This is a genomic window from Marinobacterium sp. xm-d-579 (assembly GCF_013282935.1).
Lineage (GTDB): Bacteria > Pseudomonadota > Gammaproteobacteria > Pseudomonadales > Balneatricaceae > Marinobacterium_E.
The window spans coordinates 329,417-353,553 of record NZ_WBYP01000001.1; the positions used below are offsets into that span (position 1 = coordinate 329,417).

A 24,137-nucleotide genomic window follows, 5' to 3' on the forward strand; every position below is an offset into this window, starting at 1 on the left:
AACAAGCGCTCCCAATAATCCAGTTAGTCAGCTTAAAACGTATTTCTGTTCAACATCTTAACGACGTTTAAGTTAGGCTTAATATTAATGACTGAAGCTAACACTTATCGTGACTGTTTATCTAGGGGGTATTTCACATCGTGATCAAGAAATCGATCGTTTCTCTTCTATTTCTCGTTTTTTTATCACTGTCGTCGATCGTTGGTGCCGACATAATCAAAAGCCTCAACGACACTCGTGAGTATCGAATTCTTGAACTGGACAATCAGTTAAGAGCATTGCTGATCTCGGATATGCAGAGCGACAAAGGAGCCGCCTCCTTGAATGTACAAGTAGGTAGTAGCGCCAACCCACCGGAGCGTGCAGGACTGGCCCATTTCCTAGAGCACATGCTCTTTTTAGGCACCGAAAAATACCCAGAGGCGGACGCCTATCAAGCGTTCATTAACTCTAATGGCGGCAGCCACAACGCCTTCACCGCCTACGATGATACGAACTACTTTTTTGATGTCCGAGCAGAGGCGTTCCCAGAAGCGCTCGATCGTTTCGCTCAATTTTTCATAGCACCACTCTTCACTGAGGCTTACGTGGATCGTGAACGAAATGCCGTCCACTCTGAGTACGAGTCAAAACGGCTGGATGATGGACGTCGCATCTACGTGGCTAAAAAAGAGGCGATGAACCCAGAGCACAACTGGACCCAGTTTTCGGTCGGCAACCTCGATACTCTGGAAAACACGCCAGAGAACCCCATCCGCCCCGATTTGATCGACTTTTACAACCGTTACTACTCGGCCAATTTGATGACACTAGTGGTCAGCGCACCGCTCTCTTTAGACGAACTAGAGACGCTAGTAACTCAGCGTTTCTCTAAGGTTAAAAACAGCAACGCCACGCCCTACAGCGATGCGGTGCCGCTGTTCACAGAGAACGAGATAGGTCGTGAGATTCGCATCAAAACCCTCAAAGAGAGCCGCCAACTAACGCTCACTTTTCCTGTTCCCCCCAGAGAAGGTTACTGGAAGAAAAAACCGCTCTACTTTATTGCAAACCAAATCGGCTATGAGGGCAAAGGGTCACTCCTCTCTTACCTTAAGGATGAAGGTCTAGCCGATAGCGTCGGGGCTTGGATTGGCATCGATCAACCCGAACAATCGACCTTTGATATCCATATCGATCTCACCCTAAAAGGTCTGGAGCAGAAAGAGCGTGTGATTGAGGCAGTGTTTAGCAAATTTGAGCTTATTAAACAGGCCGGTGTTCAACAGTCACTCTTTGATGAACAAGCTCTTCTTGCGATGAATGAGTTCCGATTCCAGCAGAGTTCAGAACCGATCCACAACGTGATGCGTCTTTCTCAGATGATGGTGGACTACCCTGAGGCTGAATTGATCAGGGCCTCCTACGCCTTTGATCAGTTTGATGCCGCGTTGATTAACGACTACCTCTCGTACATGACGCCGGACAACCTAGTGCTAGGCCTCTATTCACAAGAGGTTGAGACGGATCAGCAAGAACCTCGATATGAGATCGACTACAGCATTAAAACAATCGACTCCGCCCTTCTAGAGCGTTGGAGGAGGCCTAAATCCATTCCTGCTCTTAGCATAAAACCCTTGAACCCCTACATTGCCGATCAGTTCGATCTTCTCGAAGAGTCGCAAGCAGAGTTACCTGAGACTATTTTTCAAAAGGGCAATCTCACAGCCCTGCACAAGGTTGATGTCAGCTACAAGCAGCCCAGAGGGGCAATCAATCTGGCAATTCTGTCAAATAAGGCTCAGCCTGATGCTGCCGCATCCGTCGCCAATTCACTGTTGACCGACATGATCAATGAGCAGCTCAACGAAGCGCTCTACGATGCTGCACTGGCTGGACTGAATGCAGAGCTCTACCCTCACCTGCGAGGCCTATCCATTAAAGTGAGTGGTTACAACCAGCGTCTGGATCGTCTGTTAGAAACACTGCTCAGGTCACTGAGTATGCCATTACAGGATGAGGCGTTATTTGCGCGATTGAAGCAGAACCTTAAAGAGGATCTTGCCAACAGTCTTAAAGAGAAGCCTTACAACCGAACCTTTGCCCTGCTTTACCAAGAGTTGTTGAACAGTTGGAGCAGTAAAGAGAAACTGTCTGTCATTGACTCGATTACACTGGCTGATCTTTCTAAGCAGAGAGAGCAACTGCTCGCAGAGAGTCAGTTAAAACTTTTTATCCACGGTAATATCAATCGAAAACAAGCCGAGTTGATAAGCTCAACCGTTCACTCAGTACTCTCTGAAATGAAATCCGTAAAAGTCAGCCCAATAAAAGCGAAGAGCCTAGCTGAGGCAGAGACAACCAAATCGATCTCGGTAGCACATACCGACTCCGCACTACTGCTCTACCTTCAGGCGGACAGTGACACCGCTCAAGCACGCGTGGAAACCGCTCTGATCAACGAGCTTCTGTCGACGCCGTTTTACACTCAGCTGAGAACAGAACAGCAACTGGGCTATGTGGTCTTTTCAAACTTTCTACCCATAGGTGAAACACCCGGAGTCGGTTTGACCGTGCAATCTCCGACGGCTGATTCGCAAGCGCTGAAACAGGCTTATAGTGATTTCTTATCGGGTTGGCGTGCAGGGTTAGTAGCAGAGCTAGAGCAAAACATCGATCAATACCGAGCAAGTCTGCGCTCGCGGATTGCGTCACCCTCCAAGCGGTTGGCGGATGAGACTGAAAGACTCTGGCGAGAGATTGATCGTGACAACCTAAACTTTGATACCAGAGAGCAGCTTCTAACCGCGTTAGACCATCTGACGCCTGAGCAGATACTCAAACGCGCAGATCAGCTGCTTGAACGTAAACTTTGGATAGAGGCTAACCCTGAGCAATCTTAGTCATACTCTCTAAGGTTCAAAGGGGTAGATCGACTCCGCATAGAGGGCGATATCTTCCAATATCGCCCTTTGCTCAGCCGTAGTCTCCGGTAGTTCAGCAATGCGATTCAGCTCTGCATAGAGTGCTTCAAAGGTGAGGTAACCACCGGTGCCTTTCAGTAGCTTTTGCGCTCGAAACTCCTCCCAACTCAACTGTTCCTCATCGGTTAGGGTTTCTGGGAAATTTCGAGCTTTATAACGCAGCAACATCTCCTCTAGACGGGGATCCTGAAACGGCAGCTGTAATTCGTACAAGCTCTCTTCATCCGCCTCACGCACGCGATCGATCAGTTTTTTGTCATCATTGGAGAAGAAGCCACCAGAGTAGATCTGCAGATCAGGGTCAGCAATCGCATCGCGATCCTCTTGGTAAACCGCCATCAGTTTCTCTCGGAGATTGGGTTCATTGCGCAATAGCGCCAAATGCGCCCGACATTGATCGCCATCAATGGCAAACTTTGCCGGTTCATCACCACGCAGCATGTTGGCCGGTGCCACAATCGGGCAACGATTGGCATGCAGTAACTTCAGAGCTAATTTAGGGGTATTCTCATCACGCTGATCGCGCGGGAGATAGAGATTCTGTTTAATCTGCTCGGCAGTCAGTTCAAAAAGCGGGGCTGGGTCGTGTCGTAGATCCCAAACAATGCTGGCATTCTTGTTGGTTGGGTGCACCGCAATCGGGGCAACAACCGCCATATTGCCTTGCTCTACCGGGTAACGTGATGAGACGTGTAACACCGGCTTCATGCTTTGCGGATCGATCAGTTTTTGAATCGCCAATTTGGAGCGATGACGAATCACATAATCAAACAGCTTGGGTTGTCTCTCTTTAACCAGCTTGGCCATCGCAATGGTGGCATAGACATCAGATAACGCATCGTGGGCACTACCATGCTCAATGCCGTTAGCCTTGGTCAGATCTTCCAGACGCAAACTCGGCGTGCCATCTTCGTAGCTAGGCCAAACGATTCCATCGGGACGAAGTGCGCGAGTGAGACGTAACATGTCGATGATATCCCAACGAGAGCAGCCATTTTGCCACTCACGCGCATAGGGATCGTAGAAATTGCGATAGAGGGTATTTCGCGTCACCTCATCATCAAAGCGGATTGAGTTGTAACCGACACCGCAGGTACCTGGTCGAGCCAACTCTGCATGAATCCTAGCGATAAACTCGGCTTCACTAACCCCTTTCTCTAAGGCAATTTGTGGCGTAATCCCGGTAATCAAACAGGCCATCGGGTGCGGCAACATATCATCGGCAGGACGAGCGTAGATCATCACAGGATCCTCAATGATATTGAGGTCGGCATCGGTCCGAATACCAGCAAATTGCATGGGACGATCTCGTTGTGGATCGGTTCCGCTGGTCTCGTAGTCGTGCCAAAAAAACGTCTCGTTTTGCGCACTCATCTTCGCATCCTTGATGAAAATTGCTGATAATAGCGTTAAGAGTAACAGGCCCTTTCCATTCTGGCTAAGAGAGTTCTAAAAATGCTAAACAATCCTACTGAATCAAACTGCCCCTGCGGCAGTGGCGCCCCCTTTTCAGAGTGCTGCCAACCCTATCTAGCCGGCATCGCAGTCGCACCCACTGCTGAAAAGCTGATGCGCTCACGCTACACAGCTTTCTCTGTCGGTGCTGTGGACTATCTGATCGATACTTTAGCGCCAGAGCGACGCTCACCAGGTGAAGCGAACATGCTGGCACAAGAGCTTCGCTCAACCCAGTGGGTGAAACTGGAGATACTGGATACGCATGAGGGTGGACCTCTGCATCAAAAGGGGCAGGTCGAGTTCAATGCTCACTTTAAAGCGGCCGATGGACGAGCTGGGGTGCTGCACGAACGATCCAATTTTCGCCGCGACGCAGACAAATGGATCTATGTGGATGGTGAAGTAGAAGTCAATTAAGTGAAAGAGAAGTCAGACGCACCTGCTTGGCCATTGAGTGGGCCTGTTAAGCAAAATAGCGTCTGACATCGATTAATCCCTAAAGCTATTAGATAGGCATTAGAGAGGGATTAGAACATGTGTAGACCACCGTTCACTGAGAAGTCCGCACCGGTCATGTAACCCGACTCTTCGTCCGCAATAAACGCTACCGTACGGCCGATCTCATCCGGTGTACCGAAACGTTTAACCGGAATCGTTGAGGTAATCTTATCCTGAATTGCCTGATCAATCTTAGCCACCATTGGAGTTAGGATATAACCAGGTGACACCGTATTGACGGTAATCCCTTTAGCAGCCACCTCTTGCGCCAGCGCCTTGGTAAAGCCGTGGATACCCGCTTTAGCTGCAGAGTAGTTTGCCTGACCGAACTGACCTTTCTGCGCATTCACAGAGGAGATATTGATGATACGACCAAAGCCTTTCTCAAGCATTGGGTTAATCACTAGGCGTGTCATGTGGAACATACTGTCGAGGTTGGCGCTAAGTACTTCGTCCCACTGTTCCCAGCTCATCTTCTTGAACTGACCATCGCGAGTAATACCCGCATTGTTGACTAGGACATCAACTGAACCACCAGTTAGCCTTTCAACCGTCGCAATACACTCAGCACAAGACTCAGCATTAGTGACATCACCGTAAGCGACTTCGATCTCGTAGCCATCTTTGCGTTGCTCCTCTTGCCAAGCTTTGGCTTTCTCGTGATTACCACCTGAGTTGTAGCCAGCAACGACTTTAAAACCAGCATCAGCCAATTTGCGACAGATGCTGACACCCAAGCCACCGGTACCACCAGTAACAAGTGCGACTTTTTGACTCATATTATTCACCCTTGTGTTGTGATCGACTCTCAATGAGGCGATTGATATGCAGGGAATTGGCCTCTCTTTTTGCGTTCTGCGTTCCACTCTCTGCAAACAAGAAATGGAAAAACATAGACCATGGAGGCTTTAAAAACCCTACGTTAGATAAGTAATTACTCTACTTTTTAGAACCTGACAAGTTTTAATGTCAGACAATGAACCAAAGTAGTGGATCAATTTAAACCAGAGAGATGACAGTGGTATGACGTCTGATTAGACCCTTTTTAGGGTCCGGATCATCCAGAACCAAGCGAACAGCGCCGTCAGCGCATTCGCTACCACTAGGCCGATAAAGAGCCCTTTAAGGTCGAACAGGGTGCTACCTAGCCAGCCGAGTGGAATGTAGAAGAGAAAGAGTCGAACGATGCTGACACGCATCGCATGATAAGGTAGATGCAGAGCATTAAAGCTGGACGAGCTGAGGAAAGTAGTCGCCTGAAATCCAAAGCCCAGCGGTACAATCAACATCCAGAGAACCAACCAGCGACCAACCTCAGAGTCGTTAGTAAACAGTGGCACCCAAAGCCCTGCCCCCAAGGCTAACAGCAAGTAGATCAACAGCTGCCAACTCAGTGCAAAGAACACCGCATCACTGTAGGCAGACTTAACACGCGAGATCTGTTTCGCACCTAAGTTCTGACTTATGAAAGGTGGCAACGTCATCGACAATGCCAAACAGACCAGTAGGGCCAGAGATTCGATACGACTGCCTACCCCAAACGCAGCAACCGCAGCTGCTCCGTGCTGAGCAACAATCGCTGTCAGAATCCCGTTAGCCAAGGGTGTCATCATATTTGACAGAGCTGCGGGCAGACTGATCTTTAAGACTGCACGCCAGTTTTTAAACAGCACGCTTGGGTCTAACACACCTAGCAGGATCATCTTTTTACGAACGAACAGCACCCAAATCGCTAACACAGAGGTGATCGCCCAAGCGATTAAGCTAGCAATGGCAGCACCCTGTATGCCCATCGCAGGAATAGCGCCCCAACCAAAAATCAGGATGGGATCCAGGATAAAGTTGAGAATTGAAGAGCCCAACATCAGCGCGGCTGAGGTGCGAGTATCACCCATCGAGCGGAAGGTGCTGTTACAGACCATATTCAGAACCATAAAGATGGCCGCAAAGAACCAGACCGACATGTATGCGTCTATATAAGGGATCAGATACTCAGCAGCCCCCATCAACTCTACGATAGGAATCAAAAGAAACTGCCCGATAAAGCCCACCACAGCAGTAATCAAAACTGCCATCAGTAGGTTATCAGTCGCTAAACGTGCTACCCGCTGTTTCTCACCGCGACCGATCAGGCGCGCTAAGGTTGCGGACGTCCCCACACCAAGACCGATGGCCAGACTGGTCAGCGAGAAGCTAATTGGGAAGGTAAACGACAGTGCCGCCAGTGGCCAGGTGCCTAAGCGACCGACAAACCAAGCATCCGCCAAGTTAAACAGCATCAGACTGATCATGCCGAACATCATGGGTACGGTCATGCGCACCAGTGTCGGTCTTATCGGGTCATTGGTCAGATCTGCAGCTTTAGACATGCGGGCACTATAACCTAGGTTCCCACGCACACCCAGCTTTGCAGTACACTATTACAAAATTTGTCAGGGCTTAATGTGAATTTACTGATTCTAGAAAAAGAGGATTTCACCTCCTCAACTGAGGTGCGCATCAGTGACCGTCGTCACCGCCACATGCTTGAAGTACAAAAACTAGAGGTCGGCGACACCCTAAGAGCTGGCGAACTGAATGGACTGATTGGCTCAGCCAGAGTGGATCAGATCGATTCTGAGTCGGTATCCCTTAAGGTTGACCTTCAAAAAAAGCCCCCCAAACCACTGCCAGCGACTCTACTACTGGCCCTACCCCGTCCAAAAATGTTGAAACGGACCTTTCAAACCCTAGCCGCCATGGGGGTAAAAGAGATCTACCTGATCAACGCCTATCGCGTCGATAAGAGCTACTGGTCAACGCCTGTCCTGTCAGAAGACTCGATCCGCGAACATCTGATTCTGGGTCTAGAGCAAGCTGGCGACACACAACTGCCCAAAGTGCATATCCGTAAACGATTTAAACCCTTTGTTGAGGATGAACTGCCAGCGCTGGTTAATGGGAAACGCGCACTGATCGCCCACCCCTACAACGCTTCACTCTGCCCTGAACCATCAGATAAAGAGACATTGATAGCAGTCGGTCCTGAAGGCGGATTTATCCCTTACGAAGTCGATCTGATGCAGCAACAGGGGCTAGAGGCTATTCACCTTGGGGAGCGGATTTTACGGGTCGAGACCGCTGTGCCCGTGTTACTGTCGCGACTGTTTCCCATTAGTTAGCTGGCAGAGATCCAAGGGCGTTTAAATAACGATCCCAATCGAAACAGGGACCCGGATCGGTTTTACGTCCCGGCGCAATATCACTATGGCCGGTGATTCGGTGTGGGGTAATCAGCGGGTAGTGGGTCAGCAGTTGCTCAGTGATCTGAACCAATTGGTCGTACTGCTGATCGGTAAAGGGTTGATCATCGCTCCCTTCCAATTCAATGCCAATCGAGAAATCATTACACTGTTCGCGTCCATCAAAACTGGACTGCCCCGCATGCCATGCACGCTTGTTAAATGGTACAAACTGAACCACACGCCCCGTCCGCTCTATAAGCAGATGGGCAGAGACCTCTAACCCCTCTATCTGTTGGTAGTAGGGGTGCTCGCTGCAGTCCAACTCATTACAAAAGAAGCGCTCTACCGCCTGAGTATTAAACTGTCCTGGAGGCAGGCTGATGTTATGAATCACCAACAGTGAGATCTCATCACTCGGTCGCTCATTACAATTGGGCGAGGCGATCCAGTCGGCGCCTATGAGCCGGCCTGAAGGTCGATCGATACTGAAACTAACTGACAAATTGAACCCCGCTAACAGTGGCGATGCAGGTAAGATCACGTACAATACCTGCTCAAATCATATTACCCGAAGAGTCCCTGTCGATGCTAACGCTAGAAACCCTAAAGCCCACCATTGAAGCGAATGTCCGTCTTGCAATTGAAGAGGACGTCAGTACAGGTGACATCACGGCGGAATTGATCCCAGAGAGCCAGCAGGCTAATGCCGAGATCATCTCACGCGATCAAGCGGTGATTGCCGGCAGTGCTTGGGTCAATGAGGTCTTTAAGCAGGTCGATCCGACCGTAGAGGTAGATTGGAAAGTGGCAGATGGGGACTCCGTCGCACCGAACACACTGCTCTTCACTCTAAAAGGTTCGGCCAGAAGCCTATTGACCGGAGAGCGCGCAGCACTGAACTTCCTTCAAACGTTATCAGGCACTGCCACCCTCGCCAAACAGTACTCTGACAAGGTCGCCAACACCCCAGTTAAACTCTTAGATACGCGCAAGACACTTCCGGGGCTGCGTTTGGCACAGAAGTACGCCGTCACCTGCGGCGGTTGCTACAACCACCGCATCGGTCTGTTTGATGCGTTTCTAATCAAAGAGAATCACATTCTAGCGGCCGGCGGCATTGAATCCGCCATTTCACAAGCCAAGTCCAACCACCCAGGCAAACCGGTGGAAGTGGAAGTCGAAAGCTTTGACGAGTTAAACCAAGCCCTAGAAGCGGGTGCAGACATCATCATGCTCGATAACTTCACGCCGGATCAAATGCGCGAAGCGGTTGCCCTGGTCGATGGCAGAGTCAAACTGGAAGCGTCCGGCAACATCACCGACGACACTCTCGTGAGTTACGCCGAAACAGGCGTTGATTACATCTCGATTGGTGCCCTCACCAAGCACTGCCGCGCGATTGATCTATCAATGCGGTTGGTCTAGTTCAGATAAGTAATATCGTAGGAGCGATCTCGCAGAGGTCGCGATAGTGCCGGTGACTGGCTTCAGCCTGTCATCCGCCGTTAGAATTTATTACCTATCTGGAAAACACCGATAAAGCAGATGACAGGCTGAAGCCAGTCACTAGTGTATTAAACTCGATACGCAGTCGCGGGGCTGACCTCTGGTCTGACCCAACTTTATCAGCATCTTCCAGATCGTCGGGTAAAGTTTGCCAACAAACTCAATGCCGAGTCGGTGTATGTTCAAACTCTTCCGGACTCATACCCGAACTGAAATCCTCAATATCCGGCTGAGTCGCGACCTTGTACCCCTCGCTTGCCCACTCGCCTAGGTCAATCAACTTACAGCGCTCTGAACAGAATGGGCGGTACTTGTTTTCGGTGGAGTACTCGACCTTTTTTTCGCAGGTGGGGCATTTAACTTTCACAAGGGCTCCTGTCGGATTATGTCGTTTGTTGAGTGGTCAGCTGATGATAGAGCGCATCCACCTGAGAATAAAGCTCATCCAGGGTGCCGGTATTGCTGATCACATAATCGGCCCGATCAATTCGTGACTGACGATCCATCTGGGCGGCAAGAATCGAATCGACCTGCGCTTCACTTACACCGTCACGACTCAAGGTTCGCTGTCGTTGTACCTCGACCGGCACATCGATCACTAGCGATGCATCAATCTCTTGGTAGTGCCCGCTCTCAAACAGCAACGGTACAACCACCACCGCGATTGGGGTATCTGCGTTTAAAGCGCGTTCGAGGGTCCTTTGACGAATTAGCGGGTGCAACAAAGCCTCTAACCACTGACGCTCATTAGGATCTTTAAAGACCCTCTCACGCAGTGCCGCACGATTCAACTGGCCATCATCTTGAATCACTTCAGGCCCAAAATGCTGTTCAATCTGAGTCAGCGCCGGCTGACCAGGCTCTACCACTTCGCGCGAAATGAGATCGGTATCCACCAGTGTTGCACCGAGGGACTCTAAACGATCAGCGGCGGCCGTTTTACCGCTGGCTATGCCGCCAGTTAGCCCCAAAATAAACGGAGGCATTAGAGGCCCAATCTCGTTTTCAGTGCGGCGATAATCGGCAGATTCGCTTCTGGAAATTGGTAGGAGTCCATCTCAACAGGGTTGATCCACTCAATAGGTTGGCCTTCTAAACCGGACGCTTCGCCACTGAATGAGCTGACCACCCAGACATCCAAGACAACCGATTTATCACTGTAGTCGTGCTCAATACGGACCAGAGGCTCGCACTGCACAACCTCAATACCGATCTCCTCAAGCAGTTCACGCTTAAGTGCTGTCTCAACCGACTCTTCTGCCTCTACCTTACCGCCCGGAAACTCCCAAAGCCCGCCCTGGTGTTTATCATCGGGGCGCTTGGCAATCAGCAGTTGGCCTTGTGGATTCAGTATTGCAGCGGCAGCAACCAGTATCTGTTTCATAGCGAATCTTTAAACAGTCTCTTATGAACGGTAGTCAGCATTGATCGACACGTACTCTTTCGATAGGTCAGTCGTCCAAACCGTCTCGCTCGCACTACCTCGGTTGAGCACCACGTGAATCAGAATATCCTCCTCATTCATCACAGCCTGCCCCTGCTCTTCGGTGTAGCTGGCCGCTCGACCACCTTTCTCGACAATGCAGACATCGCCTAAGTAGATTTGCAGCGCGTCCAGATCAAGGTTTTCAATGCCGGCACGACCCACACAGGCCAAGATACGGCCCCAGTTAGGGTCACTGGCGAATAGAGCGGTTTTCACCAGTGGCGAATGAGCAATGGTGTAAGCAACATCCAACGCCTCTTTTGACGTTTCAGCCGAGTCGACACGGATCTCAACAAACTTCGTTGCGCCCTCGCCATCACGCACAATCAACTGAGCGAGTTGCAACATAATACGGTTAAAGGCTTCAACAAAGGCCGTTGCTGCAGCGCTGTCCGCCTCTATTCGAACCCCAGAAGCACCCGTCGCAACCAGAGTACAGCTATCATTTGTCGAGGTGTCGCCATCGACAGTAATGCGGTTAAACGATCGTTCCGTCGCCGCGCTCATCCACGACTGCAACAATACCTGATCGATCTCGGCATCGGTCGCCACATACCCTAGCATTGTCGCCATGTTTGGCATGATCATCCCTGCACCTTTGGAGATGCCGGTAATCGTAATGGTTTTACCATCCACGTCGATCTGCTCAGAGGCTGCTTTGGCGCGAGTATCGGTCGTCATAATGCCCCAAGCAGCATCCAACCAGTTGTCCTCTTTAAGATCTGCCAATGCAGCATCTAAAGCACCGACGATCTTATCGACAGGCAGAGGCTCACCAATGACGCCCGTTGAGTATGGCATCACCTGAGTTGCAGCAATACCCGCGCGCTGTGCAAGCTCAGCACAGACCGCTTTAGCATCTGCCATGCCTTGCTCACCGGTACCGGCATTCGCATTACCTGTATTAGTCACCAAGTAACGCACCTGACCCGTCGCCATATTGGCTTTCGCTAAATGAACAGGCGCCGCACAGAAAGCGTTCTTAGTAAAAACACCCGCTACTGATGCACTCTCAGGAAACTCCATCACCACAACATCGCGACGCCCAGGCTTCTTAATGCCCGCACTGGCAATACCAATTTTGAAACCTGCAACAGGGTGAAGCGTAGGAAGAGTGTCAGGACCGACAGCCATGGAGAGTTCCTCGGAGTTAAAAATAATAGGCCGTTATTTTAATGGGTTTGATCTAAGCCAGCTAACTATTTTTGTTTGGGTGGTTTTAAAGGTCAAAAACGAATACCCAGCCTAAAGGCTGGCCATTGGTACTTTTTGGTCAGCAATCGTGCCTGTGACTGGCCTGCACACTGCCATCCGCTGGTAGACTCTCAGACAATCTGGAAAACGCTGAGAAAGTTGGGTCAGACCAGAGGTCAGACCCGCAGCTGCGTAGCGAGTTAAATACACCGGTGTCTGACCTCTGGTCTGACACCACTCTTCAAATAAACACCAATCTATCGCGGCCTTTTCAAGACCTCGATTGGAATTAATGGGGATCTAACCAACAGCAGCGGTGTCTGGCTTTAGCCTGACATCCACTCTTTCAACGTTTTCCAGATCGCCGGTTAAAATCTACCAGCAGATGACAGGCTGAAGCCTGTCACTGGAGGATAGAAAACTATCCTCCTACAACCTGTCCAAGCTGGAAGATCGGTAGGTACATGGCAACAACCAAACCACCGACCAAGGTACCTAGCACCACCATGATCAGCGGTTCTAACAGGCTGGATAGGTTATCGACGGCGTTGTCGACAGACGCTTCGAAGAACTCGGCGACTTTATCAAGCATGGAGTCGAGTGAACCGGCCTCTTCACCGATGGCGACCATCTGAACGGTCATCACAGGGAATACACCGGTCATATTGATCGCATTTTTCAGGGATTGGCCGGCCGCAATACCGTTGCGGATCTGCATGATGGCATCGTGGAACACCACGTTACCGGCGGCACCCGCACAGGACTCCAGAGCCTGCACCAAAGGGACACCGGCCGAAAAGGTGGTCGCCAGTGTCCGGGCAAATCGAGCAACCGCTGCGTTATAGAGGATGCCACCAATCACTGGGATTTTAAGACTGGCTCGTTCGACGGAGTCTCTAAACTTCTTCGAATGGATCATGCCGCGCCGGAAGAAGTAGCCACCGACAAACAGCAGGCCCAGCACATAGAGCCAATAGCTTTGCGCGATCTCTGAGAGATTAACCACGAACTTAGTAAAGGCGGGCAGGTCGGCACCGAAGCTGCCGAAGACATCCTCGAATACCGGTACCACTTTTACCAACAGAATCGCGGTAACCAGAAGACCGACCACAATAACCGCTGTTGGATAGGTCAGTGCTTTTTTAATTTTCGCTTTAAGCGCTTCACTCTTCTCTTTGTAGAGTGCCAAGCGATCCAGCATCGCCTCTAGGGAACCCGACTGCTCACCGGCAGCGACCAACGAGACGTAGAGATCATCAAAATATTGTGGAAAGCGTGACAACGCAGTCGATAGATCCGAGCCACCATTCACATCCGCACGAATATCGTAAATCAGTTTTTTCAGTTTCGCCTTCTCAGCACCCTGACCGACGATATCTAAGCCCTGCAATAGTGGAACGCCCGAACGCATCATGGTCGCCATTTGACGCGTAAAAAAGGCGATATCGATCGGTTTAATCGGTTTATCTTTGTTGGAGAAGATCGAAACGCTCTGCTTTTTGACCTTGTCGTAGTTGATACCCTGCTTACGCAACTGGATCTTTGCTTCAGAGAGCGTCAACGCATCAACCGTACCTTTACTTTTGTTACCGGCTTTATCTTTGCCGGTCCAAGCAAAGGTCAGAATCTTTGGCTCTTTAATTTTTTTTCGCGCTACGGTCTTCGCCATTCAGAGTACTTCTATCAATCAATTAAGCGTCAATGATCAGTTCTTAATGACGCGGTTCATCTCTTCGAGACTGGTCAGTCCCTCAGCAACCTTTTTAAGCCCTGCTGTCCTAAGCGTAGCAAAGCCTTCACGTTTCGCCACCTCAAGGATGTCGAGCGACGAGCCATTCTCCATAATGCACTCAGCCACCGCCGGCGTCACTTCCAGCATCTCATAGATACCGACACGCCCCCGGTAACCACGGTTACAGCGAGGACAACCCTCTGGGTTGTGTTCAAACAGATGCAGATCAGCCAGTTGAGACTCTTCAAACCCCTGTTCCAATAAGGTCTCATGTGGGATATCGGTCTGCTTTTTACAGCCGGTACAGAGTCTGCGTGCCAGACGTTGCGCAATGATCAGAGTGGCCGAGGTGGCAATATTGAACGACGCCACCCCCATGTTACGCAGACGCGTCAATGTCTCGGGTGCCGAGTTGGTGTGCAAGGTTGATAACACCATGTGGCCGGTTTGAGCCGCTTTAATCGCGATCTCGGCAGTCTCCAAGTCTCGAATCTCACCGACCATGACGACATCAGGGTCTTGGCGCAGGAAGGCGCGCAGCGCTTCGGCAAAGGTTAAACCCACTTTCGGATTCACATGGACCTGGTTGATTCCATCCATATTGATCTCGACCGGATCCTCCGCAGTGGAGATGTTACGCTCCTCTTCATTGAGGATGTTCAAACCGGTATAGAGCGTCACTGTTTTACCCGAGCCAGTTGGACCGGTCACCAGCACCATACCTTGAGGACGAGCCAGAGTATCTAGGTAGAGCTCACGCTGACCTGGCTCAAAACCCAGTGCGTCAACGCCCATCTTGGCACTGGAGGGATCCAGGATACGCAGTACGATCTTCTCGCCCCATAAAGTCGGAAGGCTATTCACACGAAAATCGATCGAGCGTTTAGCCGAGATCTTTAACTTGATACGACCATCTTGCGGCACACGGCGCTCAGCAATATCCATATTAGACATCACCTTAAGACGGGCAGAGAGGCGCGCTGCCAGGTTTCTAGGCGGCGAGCTGACCTCTTGTAAAATACCATCGATGCGCGAACGGACACGGTAGCTCTTCTCGTAGGGCTCAAAGTGAATATCGGACGCACCACCATTAATGGCATCCAACAGAATCTTATTGATAAAGCGAACAATTGGCGCATCGGATGCGGCATCCTCGGCACTGCTCTCCTCTTTCGGCAGCTCCGTATCGCTCACTTCGAGGTTATCTAAGTCACTATCACCCAGATCGCCAAGGGAGGCAGAACTGTCCTCGGAATCGAGTACCATCTCGATCTTACGAGTCAGCTTATCCTCTTCCACCAATATCGCTTCGGTCGGAAGACCGCTAGTAAAGCGCATTTCATCAAGAGCTTTGATATTGGTCGGATCCGAGATCGCCACATAGAGACGAGAATTACGCTTCATCAGCGGCAGTGCGTGGTGGCGAACAATCACCTTAGAATCGACCACATCTTTAGGGATTACATCTAATGGGATCGCATCTAGATCCAATACCGGCAGACCAAACTCTTCAGATGCAGCACTGGCGGCACGACGGGCACTGATAACACGATTGGCAATCAGGTAAGAGATAAACGAGCGTTGCTCGGCACGCGCTTTAAGCAGAGCCTGTTGCGCAGTCTCGGCTGTAAACACACCGTCACTAACCAACCGCTTCGCTAAACCGCTTAAGTTACTCGATGCCTGCACAGAAGATTCCTAAATAATGGGTCAAAAATTCTCTATTAACTATCTTAACTATGGCAAAGATATCGAAAACCTGCACGTTTAAAGATAAAAAAGTGAGTTAAATCAGTATTTTTAAAATTTTTTGGCATTTTTTTTACTTTTTTACTTGGAACTTCCCAAATCTGGTCTACTTTAAAGGTAACGGATTGAGAAGCCCTCAGGGAGGGTTCAAGTGGCACAAGGGATGTACCGCTTATTTTATTTAATAGTTAACTCACTGGAGAGTTTCTTATGATGAAGAAAACACAAAAGGGCTTCACCCTAATCGAATTGATGATCGTTGTAGCGATTATCGGTATTTTGGCTGCGATTGCATTGCCGGCTTATCAAGATTACGTTGATGATAGCGAAGATGCAGCATGTTTGGCTGAGGCTAAAGGCATTGCTAACAAACGTGTAGTTCAATACTCTCAGAGTGTTTCTTTAGCGGATGGCTCCGGCTTTTTGTCATCATGTGGAGATATTAACACAACAGTAACTGATGCAACCTCATTACCAGGTTTCTCAGTTTCAACTGCGAATACTGCAACCGTAACCTGTGATGCAAACGGCAATTGTTCCCTTCCATAGTAAGATCAAAATTTTTATAAGGCCGCATCAGCGGCCTTTTTCTTTGGTCGAGTTGTTCTTCCCCTCCCCTCATACTACACTGCGCCTCAATTGATAAATGAGGTCTCCCCTTGAAAAGCTATAAGCGTCTTACCCTGCTCATACTGATTATCTTAGCTGCTGCCGTTACCTACTACATTGAGAGTGGTAAGCCTGAAGTGTCACTGCAGACCCGTGCACAAGTTGAGGCGGAGCTCGCTAAAGACCCTACCTTCCCGGCACGTCCTGTTTGGTGGGATAAGGGGCATATCTTAGGGGTAGGTGTTCTACCCAACGGCCAAAACCGTAATAGCGACGCAGAACGCGTCTGCCAACTACTGACCCGCTACGACATCAAACCCGCCGAAGTGCAGGTGTTTGATGTACTGCAGATTCAAAATGATGATGAGTGGGTACAGATTGGTGGGGCGGTTTGTAGCCGGTAGATGAAGCATCATCGGTGACAGGCCTTCAGCCTGTCATCCGCTCGTAGACTTTAAGACAATCTGGAAAACACCGATATAGCAGATGACAGGCTAAAGCCAGTCACTGGTGCCCTTAGCTAAATTCACATTAATACCCATCGCGGCCTTTTCAAGACCGCTCCAACACTGCCAAATTCAAATCTCGTGCCAATCGTCCACGTCCGATCGAGAGTGAGTACGATGTTTTTTCACGGTTAAGAGTTCAATCGGCTGAGGCCCGGATGGCCGAAGTCTGCAACGGAGGCAGGAGCCGACTTTGCAGTGTCCTATTGGACTTCAGTGAAAAAGCATTGAACGGAGCGTGCCGCAGGCCGAGTGAGCGTGGTCAGTTTTTGCTTACTTTTTGCTGACCAAAAAGTAAGGCTAGCCGACGCAGTCGGATAGACAGCTTTTGATCTTAAAAAAACAGAGAGAAAAGAGTGGTGGGCCCAGCAGGACTTGAACCTGCGACCGATCGATTATGAGTCGAGCGCTCTAACCAACTGAGCTATGGGCCCTAAGAAGCGCGCCCATAATACCTAGCTGGTTTTATGGGCGCAATAACTTATAAATCAAAGATTTATTCGTCGATGAAACCACGTAGGTGATCAGAACGACTTGGGTGACGAAGCTTGCGCAGTGCTTTCGCTTCGATCTGACGAATACGCTCACGCGTTACGTCGAACTGCTTACCCACCTCTTCTAGAGTGTGGTCAGTGTTCATATCGATACCAAAGCGCATACGAAGTACTTTTGCTTCACGAGCAGTAAGACCCGCCAAGACAGCACGAGTCGATTCACGTAGGCCTTCACCCGTTGCTGAATCGATCGGTGAGTCCATCGTTGTATCTTCGATAAAGTCACCTAGGCTCGAATCTTCGTCGTCACCGATTGGAGTCTCCATCGAGATCGGCTCTTTCGCGATCTTCAATACTTTACGGATCTTATCTTCCGGCATCTCCATACGTTCTGCTAGCTCTTCCGGTGTCGCTTCTCGACCAAACTCTTGCAGCATTTGACGTGAGATACGGTTCAGTTTGTTGATCGTTTCGATCATGTGAACTGGAATACGGATAGTACGTGCTTGGTCGGCAATCGAACGAGTAATCGCCTGACGAATCCACCAGGTCGCATAGGTCGAGAACTTGTAACCGCGACGGTATTCGAACTTATCAACCGCTTTCATCAGACCGATGTTACCCTCTTGGATCAGATCCAAGAACTGCAGGCCACGGTTGGTGTACTTCTTAGCGATCGAGATAACCAGACGTAAGTTGGCTTCAACCATCTCTTTCTTCGCGCGACGTGAACGCGCTTCGCCGATCGATAACTGACGGTTAACCTCTTTGATCTCGGTTAGATCAATGTTTAGCTCCTCTTCAACGGCAACCAGACGACGCTGTGCACGTTTAAGATCATCTAGGCTTGCTGAGATCGCATCAGAGTATGGCTTACCCGCTTTAACGAGATCATCGAAGTAATCAGGATTAGTTTCATTACCTGGGAAGGTTTTAATGAACTGATCACGCGGCATACGGCACTTCTGAGTACACATACGCATGATGTTGCGCTCTTGTGTACGGATACGATCGATGTAGCCACGAACACGGCTAACCAACATATCGTAGTAGCGTGGAGACAGTTTAACGGGAGCAAACACCAGTGCTAGCTCTTCAAGGGCTGCACCAAATGCTGATGAATCACGACCTTTGCTCTCTGCTTTAATCAGTTTAGCCAGAGCCTCTTCGATGGCACCGAAACGTTCAGCCGCCTCTTCTGGGTCTGGACCACGATCCTTTTCTGAATCATCATCGTTGCTGTCGTCGTCATCCGAATCATCGTCTGCGTCTTCAACCTCCTCCTCTTCAGGAATAGGATTGTTATTGGCGATTTCAGCATCAGGATCGATGTAACCGCTGAACAAATCGCTTAAACGACCCTCCTCTTCAACGGTCGTTTTGTAGGCATCAAGCACCAAGGCAACACTGCCTGGGAACTGAGCAAGCGCACCCATGACACCACGGATACCCTCTTCAATACGTTTCGCAATTTCGATCTCGCCTTCACGAGTCAGCAGCTCAACGGTACCCATCTCACGCATGTACATGCGCACGGGATCGGTAGTACGACCGGCATCCGACTCCACTGCAGCAAGAGCGGCAACCGCCTCTTCGTCAGTATCGTCACCTGCATCACCGTCGGTCATAAGAAGCGTTTCAGCATCCGGCGCAACTTCAGACACGGAGATACCCATGTCATTGATCATGCGGATGATATCTTCTACCTGATCGGGATCGGCGATATCTTCAGGGAGGTGATCGTTCACCTCAGCGTAGGTCAAATAGCCCTGTTCCTTACCTTTAGCGATAAGTTCCTTAAGGCGTGATTGCTGCTGTTCAGTGTTGTCAGACATTTAAAATCCTGTGTCTAGCCACGTTGGGCGCGCAAAAATTGCAAGCGCCGAAGTATAGCTAAAAAGTTCAACCTCTGCCAGTTAAAGACGGATTAACGGCAGGGTTATTAATAGTTTATAAGTGGGGACAGAAAGAAGGGTTTACAAGGCCTTACGTGCCAAGAGTTGCGCCAGCTGTTGTTTCTCTTCGTTAGTCAGTGGTCGCTCACGCGAGAGACGTGTCAATTCAGCCAATTCGTGCTCGTATTTACGTGATAATAAGCGCCCCATGGCATCATCCAGCAACACCTTGGCATCGACATTGTCGAGCACTGGATCGACCTGTGAGATCTCATTGAGCATTAGCAGATTGGGCGCCATTTCTGGGTCACGCTGCCAATCCAACAGCAGCGTACCTAGGCTAGCATCGGGAGTGGTCTGCAGGTAGCTGAGCAACTGCCTAAGCAGCGATATATTCTCAACGTAGAGCCCTTCCAATTCAGTCGCCTGAACCACCTGATGCGCTAAGTCAGGACGGTGCAGCAGTATCGAGATTGCAGAGTTAACCAAGTTGATCTTAGTACTGATACCCGATCTCACCGGCCCTGAAGCTTGTGAAGTCTGAGAGGAGTAAGAATCTGAGTAGCTCGGCTCCGATTCGAAATAGCGCGGATGCTGATACTCACCCGAGTCATAATCCGGCATCGACTCTGGCTTATACGAGGGTTTGGGTCGAGCGGCAGGCTCAGGCGCGATCGTCTCCACTTTGGAGTGCAGGTTAGCGATAGTATCCAACTGTTCTATTGTTAAGCCGGTCATCTCGGCAACCCGATCCAACATCATCTGCTGCAGCACCGAGGTCTGCATGCTACGAATTTTGGGCAGCGCCTGGGTCGAAAATCGAGCTCGACCATCCATAGAAGTGAGATCGATGTTGTCACTCAACGCCTTAAAGAAATACTCACTGAACGGCAGAGACTCATCCACTCTTGCCGTAAAGGCATCCAGACCTTCACTGCGCACCAGTGTGTCGGGATCTTCACCATCGGGCAGGAATAGAAAACGGGCTGTTAGGCCATCTTTCATAACCGGAACACAGGTATCCAACGCACGCTTGGCCGCTTGACGCCCTGCAGCATCCCCATCAAAACAGAAGATCACTTCAGTCACTATCTTAAAGATACGCTCGAGGTGCGCTTCAGTGGTTGCTGTACCCAAGGTAGCCACCGACCAGGTTAAACCGTGCTGCGCCAAACTCACCACATCCATGTAGCCTTCCACGATCAGCAGACGCTCTAATGAGCCGGTATGCTGACGCGCCTCATAGAGGCCATAAAGCTCTTTACCCTTATGGAAGGTATCGGTCTCTGGGGAGTTAAGGTATTTCGGTTTTTCGTCCGTTAATACACGTCCACCAAAACCGATCGTGCGACCACGCATATCACGAATAGGGAACATAATACGGTCACGAAAACGGTCGTAACGACGGCCGCGCTCTTCGTTCTCGACCATCAAGCCGGACTTTAGCAGCAGCGAATCGGCGTCCTCAGTCTCTTTGGCAATGTGTTTCTGCAGATTATCCCAACCCGGAGGGGCATAACCCAATTGAAAACGCGCAGCGATCTGACCACTTAGGCCACGCTCTTTCAGATAGGCTACTGCTTTGGCTTTGTCGCTATGATTGCGCAACTGCTGTTGATAAAAGGCGTTAGCACTCTCGAGCAGATCGAACTGTTTCTTGACCTGTTTCTCATAAGCCACATCGCGCTGACGATCATGCTCACGCGGCACATCCACACCAACGGTACGCGCTAACTCTTCAATAGCTTCAGGAAAGTTGAGCTTCTCATACTCCATAACAAAACCGAGCGCATTGCCGCCAGCACCACAACCAAAACAGTAGTAGAACTGCTTATCAGGACTGACTGAAAACGACGGGGATTTCTCTTTATGGAATGGGCAGAGTGCGGAGTAGTTTTTACCGGCACGCTTAAGCTTGATACGCGAATCGATCACATCAACGATGTTTACTCGCGCTAAAAGGTCATCTATGAAGTGCTGCGGAATTCTTCCTGACATTCAACTGCTCGCTGTCTGTTCCAGCGAACACTCTATCAGAGTTTCGCTTTGACCTTACCTGAAACGGCTCCCATGTCGGCACGACCTTGAAGTTGCGGCTTGATGATGGCCATTACTTGGCCCATCGCCTGCATGCCGGAAGCATCGGTTGCAGCAATTGCTGCATCGATAATTGCATCAATCTCTACATCACTGAGAGGCTGCGGCAAGAAAGTTTTAATCACCTCCGTCTCTTGCTGCTCCTTTTCCGCCAGTTCAGGACGCTCAGCCGCCTGATACTGGGCAATCGAGTCTTTGCGCTGCTTGACCATCTTGTCTAGCACCGCGAGCACGCGATCATCATCAAGTTCGATGCGCTCATCCACTTCGATGCGCTTTAACTCAGCCAGCATCAATCGGATCGTTCCAAGACGCACTTTATCTTTAGCGCGCATTGCAACCTTCATTTCATCAGTAATCTGACTCTTCAATGAAGACATCTCAATAACCTAATCTATCGTTTACTACAAAGACTCGACCACAAGGAATCTAGTCTGCGTCTTTACTTAATTAGTAAAGGCGAACGCGACGAGCGTTTTCACGCTGAAGCTTTTTAGCGTGACGCTTAACTGCTGCTGCAGCTGCACGCTTACGAGCAGTTGTTGGCTTTTCGTACGCTTCACGTTTACGAACTTCAGCTAGGATACCTGCTTTTTCGCAAGAACGTTTGAAACGACGTAGTGCAACGTCAAATGGCTCGTTATCTTTAACTTTAACGGCTGGCATGTTTTCCAATTACCTTTCAAGTTTGGTTTAAATTAACCTCGGACGTAATTTTCCGAGGGCGCCAAATAATACAGAGCACCACAGCTGATGTAAAGCAATTTAACGCTTCACTAACTAGCCAGATTTCTGAATAATATGAGGCACCATTAATAGCAATGATTAAGGCCAGCTCTGAATGCTTGTACTCGGTATTGAAACCTCCTGTGATGAAACCGGCGTAGCGCTCTATGACAGCGAACGCGGCCTTTTAGGTGACGCGCTCTACTCGCAAGTAGAGATGCACGCCGAGTATGGTGGCGTCGTACCAGAACTCGCCTCGCGAGATCACGTGCGCAAGCTAATCCCACTGATTAGAGAAGTCTGTAAAGAGGCAGAGTGTACGTTGCACTCTATTGATGCCATTGCTTATACGGCTGGCCCCGGTCTAATTGGTGCCCTGATGGTGGGCGCCTCTACTGGTCGAGCATTGGCTCTAGCTCTGGGCATCCCTGCGGTGGGCGTCCACCACATGGAGGGGCACCTACTAGCCCCGATGCTAGAGGAGACACCACCAAGCTTTCCTTTCGTCGCGCTTTTAGTGTCAGGTGGCCACACCCAGCTCGTCAGCGTCAAAGGGATCGGCGAATACTCTCTACTGGGGGAATCTTTGGACGATGCCGCCGGCGAAGCCTTTGATAAAGCGGCGAAAATGATGGGGTTGGACTACCCTGGTGGCCCGCTGATCGCCAAACTTGCCGAAAGTGGCAACAGCGATCGCTACACCTTCCCAAGACCGATGACCGATCGTCCCGGGCTCGATTTTAGTTTCTCAGGTTTGAAGACCTTCACCTTGAACACGGTCGAAGCAGCAAAGCGCGAAATGGGCGAACTGGATCAACAAGCCTCAGCTGACATTGCGGCCTGCTTTGAAGATGCCGTGGTCGATACATTGGCGATTAAGTGTCGCCGTGCGATCCAGCAGACCGGCTTTAAAGAGCTGGTGATCGCAGGTGGCGTTAGCGCCAACAAAAAACTGCGTAAAAAATTGGGCGATATGGCCAAAAAAGAGGGCGCTAAACTCTTCTACGCCCGCCCCAAGTTCTGTACCGACAACGGCGCGATGATTGCCTATGCAGGCAATCAGCGCTTAATGGCTGGGGAGCGATCACCACTCGCCATTACAGCCCAGCCACGCTGGCCAATGGAGACACTAACTGCCCTTGGTTCAGTTGGAGAGGTGCAATAATGGACACAATTTTTATAAAAAATCTTAGATTCGAAGCGATCATCGGCATCTATCCGCATGAACGGACAGAACTTCAGCCTATGGTGATCAATTTAGAGATGGCCAACGATATTAGCGACGCGGCCAAGAACAATGATCTAGAGGCCTCTATCAATTACGCCGCCGTCAGTGAAGCGGTTATTCAGTTCTGCCAAGAGGCCAAAGCGGAGCTACTGGAGACACTCGCCGAAAACCTATCCGAGTTCTTAATGGCTCAATTCAATATTCCTGGACTGCGTCTTGAGATCGGCAAACCGATCGCCGTAGCTGAAGCGGAACTGGTCGGCGTTCGAATTGCTCGCGGAGTAAGTTTCTAGTGCACCACATTCTGCTCGGCGTCGGTAGCAACCATCATGCTGAATCCAACATTCGCGCCGGCCTAGAGCAGCTCACTCACTTTTGCAGCAGCATCGAACACTCACCCTGCTACCGCAGCTCCGCTATCGATCCATCCCAACCCGACTACCTTAATCTGGTCACCAAAGCTGAAACAGAACTAGACAAGGCGTCGTTGATTGATGCACTGAAGTCGATTGAAATTCAGCAGGGACGCATGAGCGGTCGTTACTGCGCCCTCGACATCGACCTGCTCTGCTTTGACCAAGAGATCGTCGAAACCGAGCAGTTCAACCTGCCACATAAGGACCTGGAAAATTACGCACACGTGTTACTGCCAGCCGCCGATCTATGCCCAAACCAGCAACACCCAACGCTTGGTTATACCTTTATTGAATTATGGAATAAAAAAAGGGATCAGTTGCTTGAAAATCAATCCCTTTACCCGCACTCTTTATAG

The 24,137-nt window shown here is 50.1% G+C and carries 22 protein-coding genes, 1 tRNA gene and 1 pseudogene; 9 read left to right on the forward strand and 15 right to left on the reverse strand.

The genetic code is table 11. The annotated features are described in order from the left end of the window. Positions 1-140: 140 nt before the first annotated feature. Positions 141-2,882: an insulinase family protein gene (locus XMD579_RS01690; protein ID WP_173505708.1), complete on the forward strand. Its 2,742-nt coding sequence runs from the start codon at positions 141-143 to the stop codon at positions 2,880-2,882. A 9-nt stretch (positions 2,883-2,891) separates the two neighbouring features. Here XMD579_RS01690 and sbcB read toward each other — a convergent pair whose 3' ends face one another. Further along, on the reverse strand, positions 2,892-4,337 hold the full coding sequence (gene sbcB / locus XMD579_RS01695; protein ID WP_173505709.1) for an exodeoxyribonuclease I: 1,446 nt from the start codon (positions 4,335-4,337) through the stop codon (positions 2,892-2,894). A gap of 81 nt (positions 4,338-4,418) precedes the next feature. Here sbcB and XMD579_RS01700 point away from each other — a divergent pair, with 81 nt between their 5' ends. After that, positions 4,419-4,838 (forward strand): YchJ family protein, encoded by a 420-nt coding sequence (locus XMD579_RS01700; protein WP_173505710.1) that lies wholly within the window; start codon positions 4,419-4,421, stop codon positions 4,836-4,838. Positions 4,839-4,948: 110 nt separating this feature from the next. On the opposite strand, the gene phbB is transcribed toward XMD579_RS01700, so the two are convergent. Continuing rightward, positions 4,949-5,698 carry an acetoacetyl-CoA reductase gene (gene phbB / locus XMD579_RS01705; protein WP_173480427.1) on the reverse strand — a complete coding sequence of 250 codons (750 nt, stop codon included), beginning with the start codon at positions 5,696-5,698 and terminating at the stop codon, positions 4,949-4,951. Positions 5,699-5,953: 255 nt separating this feature from the next. Next, positions 5,954-7,288 (reverse strand): MATE family efflux transporter, encoded by a 1,335-nt coding sequence (locus XMD579_RS01710; RefSeq protein ID WP_254443728.1) that lies wholly within the window; start codon positions 7,286-7,288, stop codon positions 5,954-5,956. A gap of 75 nt (positions 7,289-7,363) precedes the next feature. Between XMD579_RS01710 and XMD579_RS01715 the strand changes: the two genes are divergently transcribed. Next, positions 7,364-8,080, forward strand: a complete 717-nt coding sequence (locus XMD579_RS01715) for a 16S rRNA (uracil(1498)-N(3))-methyltransferase (protein WP_173505711.1) — start codon at positions 7,364-7,366, stop codon at positions 8,078-8,080. On the opposite strand, the gene ampD is transcribed toward XMD579_RS01715, so the two are convergent. Then, entirely contained in the window at positions 8,073-8,627 is a 555-nt protein-coding gene (gene ampD / locus XMD579_RS01720; protein WP_173494792.1) for a 1,6-anhydro-N-acetylmuramyl-L-alanine amidase AmpD, read from the reverse strand. The genes XMD579_RS01715 and ampD overlap by 8 nt on opposite strands. 101 nt (positions 8,628-8,728) lie before the next feature. Between ampD and nadC the strand changes: the two genes are divergently transcribed. Further along, on the forward strand, positions 8,729-9,568 hold the full coding sequence (nadC, locus tag XMD579_RS01725) for a carboxylating nicotinate-nucleotide diphosphorylase (protein WP_173505712.1): 840 nt from the start codon (positions 8,729-8,731) through the stop codon (positions 9,566-9,568). Between the two features lie 241 nt (positions 9,569-9,809). On the opposite strand, the gene yacG is transcribed toward nadC, so the two are convergent. The 6 genes from yacG to pilB form a co-directional block, all read right to left on the reverse strand. After that, complete coding sequence (gene yacG, locus XMD579_RS01730) at positions 9,810-10,016, reverse strand: DNA gyrase inhibitor YacG (RefSeq protein ID WP_173480423.1); 207 nt, start codon at positions 10,014-10,016, stop codon at positions 9,810-9,812. A gap of 16 nt (positions 10,017-10,032) precedes the next feature. Beyond that, a complete protein-coding gene (gene coaE, locus XMD579_RS01735) occupies positions 10,033-10,635 on the reverse strand; it encodes a dephospho-CoA kinase (RefSeq protein WP_173505713.1) in 603 nt (200 codons plus the stop codon). Further along, the gene (gene mutT / locus XMD579_RS01740; protein WP_173505714.1) at positions 10,635-11,033 is read right to left on the reverse strand and encodes an 8-oxo-dGTP diphosphatase MutT; all 399 of its coding nucleotides are present in this window, start codon (positions 11,031-11,033) and stop codon (positions 10,635-10,637) included. The genes coaE and mutT overlap by 1 nt, the downstream gene beginning before the upstream one ends. A gap of 21 nt (positions 11,034-11,054) precedes the next feature. Further along, a complete protein-coding gene (argJ, locus tag XMD579_RS01745) occupies positions 11,055-12,269 on the reverse strand; it encodes a bifunctional glutamate N-acetyltransferase/amino-acid acetyltransferase ArgJ (protein WP_173505715.1) in 1,215 nt (404 codons plus the stop codon). A 481-nt stretch (positions 12,270-12,750) separates the two neighbouring features. Continuing rightward, complete coding sequence (locus XMD579_RS01750) at positions 12,751-13,998, reverse strand: type II secretion system F family protein (protein ID WP_173505716.1); 1,248 nt, start codon at positions 13,996-13,998, stop codon at positions 12,751-12,753. A 36-nt stretch (positions 13,999-14,034) separates the two neighbouring features. Further along, positions 14,035-15,750 carry a type IV-A pilus assembly ATPase PilB gene (gene pilB / locus XMD579_RS01755; protein WP_173505717.1) on the reverse strand — a complete coding sequence of 572 codons (1,716 nt, stop codon included), beginning with the start codon at positions 15,748-15,750 and terminating at the stop codon, positions 14,035-14,037. Positions 15,751-16,023: 273 nt separating this feature from the next. Here pilB and XMD579_RS11280 point away from each other — a divergent pair. Next, positions 16,024-16,129: pseudogene (locus XMD579_RS11280) on the forward strand (prepilin-type N-terminal cleavage/methylation domain-containing protein); the annotation flags it as partial. Between the two features lie 340 nt (positions 16,130-16,469). Beyond that, a complete protein-coding gene (locus XMD579_RS01765) occupies positions 16,470-16,823 on the forward strand; it encodes a hypothetical protein (RefSeq protein WP_173480417.1) in 354 nt (117 codons plus the stop codon). A 459-nt stretch (positions 16,824-17,282) separates the two neighbouring features. Here the strand turns inward: XMD579_RS01765 and XMD579_RS01770 are convergent. From XMD579_RS01770 to rpsU, 5 genes are all read right to left on the reverse strand, one after another. After that, positions 17,283-17,359, reverse strand: a tRNA-Ile gene (locus XMD579_RS01770). A gap of 62 nt (positions 17,360-17,421) precedes the next feature. Continuing rightward, positions 17,422-19,254, reverse strand: a complete 1,833-nt coding sequence (gene rpoD / locus XMD579_RS01775) for an RNA polymerase sigma factor RpoD (RefSeq protein ID WP_173505718.1) — start codon at positions 19,252-19,254, stop codon at positions 17,422-17,424. Between the two features lie 141 nt (positions 19,255-19,395). Continuing rightward, positions 19,396-21,312 (reverse strand): DNA primase, encoded by a 1,917-nt coding sequence (dnaG, locus tag XMD579_RS01780; RefSeq protein WP_173505719.1) that lies wholly within the window; start codon positions 21,310-21,312, stop codon positions 19,396-19,398. A 35-nt stretch (positions 21,313-21,347) separates the two neighbouring features. Then, positions 21,348-21,791 (reverse strand): GatB/YqeY domain-containing protein, encoded by a 444-nt coding sequence (locus XMD579_RS01785; protein ID WP_173483871.1) that lies wholly within the window; start codon positions 21,789-21,791, stop codon positions 21,348-21,350. Positions 21,792-21,861: 70 nt separating this feature from the next. Further along, complete coding sequence (gene rpsU / locus XMD579_RS01790; protein WP_169451420.1) at positions 21,862-22,077, reverse strand: 30S ribosomal protein S21; 216 nt, start codon at positions 22,075-22,077, stop codon at positions 21,862-21,864. Positions 22,078-22,252: 175 nt separating this feature from the next. Between rpsU and tsaD the strand changes: the two genes are divergently transcribed. Genes tsaD through folK form a run of 3 tightly spaced genes read left to right on the forward strand, consistent with a single transcriptional unit; the run spans position 22,253 to position 24,137 of the window. Then, positions 22,253-23,302: a tRNA (adenosine(37)-N6)-threonylcarbamoyltransferase complex transferase subunit TsaD gene (gene tsaD, locus XMD579_RS01795; protein WP_173505720.1), complete on the forward strand. Its 1,050-nt coding sequence runs from the start codon at positions 22,253-22,255 to the stop codon at positions 23,300-23,302. After that, entirely contained in the window at positions 23,302-23,658 is a 357-nt protein-coding gene (gene folB, locus XMD579_RS01800; RefSeq protein WP_173482854.1) for a dihydroneopterin aldolase, read from the forward strand. Before tsaD ends, folB begins: the two co-directional genes overlap by 1 nt. Further along, a complete protein-coding gene (gene folK / locus XMD579_RS01805; RefSeq protein WP_173480405.1) occupies positions 23,658-24,137 on the forward strand; it encodes a 2-amino-4-hydroxy-6-hydroxymethyldihydropteridine diphosphokinase in 480 nt (159 codons plus the stop codon). Before folB ends, folK begins: the two co-directional genes overlap by 1 nt.

Coding starts and splice junctions, on each gene's coding strand:
- phbB (WP_173480427.1), bottom strand. CDS start 5,698: ATGAGTCAAAAAGTCGCACTTGTTACTGGTGGTACCGGTGGCTTGGGT.
- nadC (WP_173505712.1), top strand. CDS start 8,729: ATGCTAACGCTAGAAACCCTAAAGCCCACCATTGAAGCGAATGTCCGT.
- rpsU (WP_169451420.1), bottom strand. CDS start 22,077: ATGCCAGCCGTTAAAGTTAAAGATAACGAGCCATTTGACGTTGCACTA.
- XMD579_RS01750 (WP_173505716.1), bottom strand. CDS start 13,998: ATGGCGAAGACCGTAGCGCGAAAAAAAATTAAAGAGCCAAAGATTCTG.
- XMD579_RS01710 (WP_254443728.1), bottom strand. CDS start 7,288: ATGTCTAAAGCTGCAGATCTGACCAATGACCCGATAAGACCGACACTG.
- sbcB (WP_173505709.1), bottom strand. CDS start 4,337: ATGAGTGCGCAAAACGAGACGTTTTTTTGGCACGACTACGAGACCAGC.
- tsaD (WP_173505720.1), top strand. CDS start 22,253: ATGCTTGTACTCGGTATTGAAACCTCCTGTGATGAAACCGGCGTAGCG.
- folB (WP_173482854.1), top strand. CDS start 23,302: ATGGACACAATTTTTATAAAAAATCTTAGATTCGAAGCGATCATCGGC.
- dnaG (WP_173505719.1), bottom strand. CDS start 21,312: ATGTCAGGAAGAATTCCGCAGCACTTCATAGATGACCTTTTAGCGCGA.
- mutT (WP_173505714.1), bottom strand. CDS start 11,033: ATGAAACAGATACTGGTTGCTGCCGCTGCAATACTGAATCCACAAGGC.
- argJ (WP_173505715.1), bottom strand. CDS start 12,269: ATGGCTGTCGGTCCTGACACTCTTCCTACGCTTCACCCTGTTGCAGGT.
- XMD579_RS01785 (WP_173483871.1), bottom strand. CDS start 21,791: ATGTCTTCATTGAAGAGTCAGATTACTGATGAAATGAAGGTTGCAATG.
- coaE (WP_173505713.1), bottom strand. CDS start 10,635: ATGCCTCCGTTTATTTTGGGGCTAACTGGCGGCATAGCCAGCGGTAAA.
- rpoD (WP_173505718.1), bottom strand. CDS start 19,254: ATGTCTGACAACACTGAACAGCAGCAATCACGCCTTAAGGAACTTATC.
- XMD579_RS01700 (WP_173505710.1), top strand. CDS start 4,419: ATGCTAAACAATCCTACTGAATCAAACTGCCCCTGCGGCAGTGGCGCC.